The following is a 1224-nucleotide window of genomic DNA, read 5'->3' as shown; positions in this document are numbered from 1 at the left end:
GCGACGCGGCGGTGGCGGTCGAGACCGCCAAGGACTTCATGAAGCGCAAGCACAACGTCCGCGCTTCGGCCTGATCCCAAGGCACCCGGCATGGACCGACAAGAAAAGCCGCGCCTTGCAGCGCGGCTTTTTCGTTCCCAGATGATGAACGAGGCTGCCGATCAGTTGACCGTGTCTTTGACCGCCCTTGCCGTCGATTTGACATCCTTGCCGACGCCCCGAATGGTGTTGGCGCAGGCCGTAAGTGCAAGCGCGCAGGCAAGGATGGCCATCGGCGCGATGCGTAGCAGTTTCATGGACGGTGTCTCCTTCGACAGATATTAGCCCCGCAGCGAAAGCCGGCCGACTTGGTCAAAACGCAAAAAACGAAACCGAATCAAACAGACAGGCTGCTCGTCATCGCCTGCGGGATGATCGCGCGCGAAGTTTTGGCCGTCAAGCAACAGCTAAAGCTCGACCATCTCGAGCTGACCTGCCTGCCGGCCGAGTTCCACTTCTATCCGGACCGCATCGCACCGGCGATGGACAAGGCGATCGCGAAGGCCAAGGCGGACGGCTACAAGCACATCTTCGTCGGCTATGCCGACTGCGGCACCGGCGGCCTGCTCGACCGCGTGATCGAGAAGCATGGCGTGGAGCGCATGGCAGGCCCGCACTGCTTCGCCTTCTACCAGGGCATGAACGCCTATGCGAAGGTCGCCGACGACGACATGATGTCGTTCTACATGACCGACTTCCTCTGCCGCCAGTTCGATGCCTTCTTCATCAAGCCGCTCGGCCTCGACCGACACCCCGAACTGATCAAGGACTATTTCGGCAATTACGAGAAGCTGATCTATCTCGCCCAGACCGACGATCCGGAGCTGGACAAGGTTGCCGAGAAAGCCGCCGCCCTGCTCGGCCTCGCCTATGAGCGCCGCTCGACCGGCTATGGCGACCTGACCAATGAGTTGGCGCGGGCGGCCGCACACGCCTGACCGCCCTCACGCCTCCGCATCGAGCGCCGTCAGCACATCGGCAAAACTCGTCTTGCAGACGAAGCCGAGCCGTTGCCCTGCCCGCGACGGATCGTAGACGCGGTCGATCGACGAGAACATCGTCCAGCCTTTCCTCGCATAGAGCCTGGGATAGTCCGGGAAATAGCGCGCGACGACAGCCGGCGCATCGGCGATCAGCTCGGCGCAATCATCTGGCCGGAACGGCGTCGGCGCCGAGATGATGAAG

Annotated in this window: 2 protein-coding genes and 1 pseudogene; 1 reads left to right on the top strand and 2 read right to left on the bottom strand. The window is 62.3% G+C overall.

The genetic code is table 11. The features are described from left to right. Positions 1 to 161: 161 nt before the first annotated feature. A complete protein-coding gene (locus tag EOA38_RS37170) occupies positions 162 to 296 on the bottom strand; it encodes an entericidin A/B family lipoprotein (RefSeq protein WP_036258641.1) in 135 nt (44 codons plus the stop codon). Positions 297 to 347: 51 nt separating this feature from the next. On the opposite strand from EOA38_RS37170, the gene EOA38_RS37165 reads away from it, so the two are divergent. After that, positions 348 to 977, top strand: coding sequence for a DUF1638 domain-containing protein (locus tag EOA38_RS37165; RefSeq protein ID WP_126093296.1), 630 nt, complete (start codon positions 348 to 350; stop codon positions 975 to 977). Positions 978 to 983: 6 nt separating this feature from the next. Here the strand turns inward: EOA38_RS37165 and EOA38_RS37160 are convergent. Continuing rightward, positions 984 to 1224, bottom strand: a pseudogene (locus EOA38_RS37160) (NAD(P)-dependent oxidoreductase); the annotation flags it as partial.

The organism is Mesorhizobium sp. M1E.F.Ca.ET.041.01.1.1, from assembly GCF_003997355.1.
GTDB lineage: Bacteria > Pseudomonadota > Alphaproteobacteria > Rhizobiales > Rhizobiaceae > Mesorhizobium.
The sequence above is the reverse complement of the archived record's forward strand: the minus strand, read 5'-3'. Positions and strand labels throughout refer to the sequence as shown.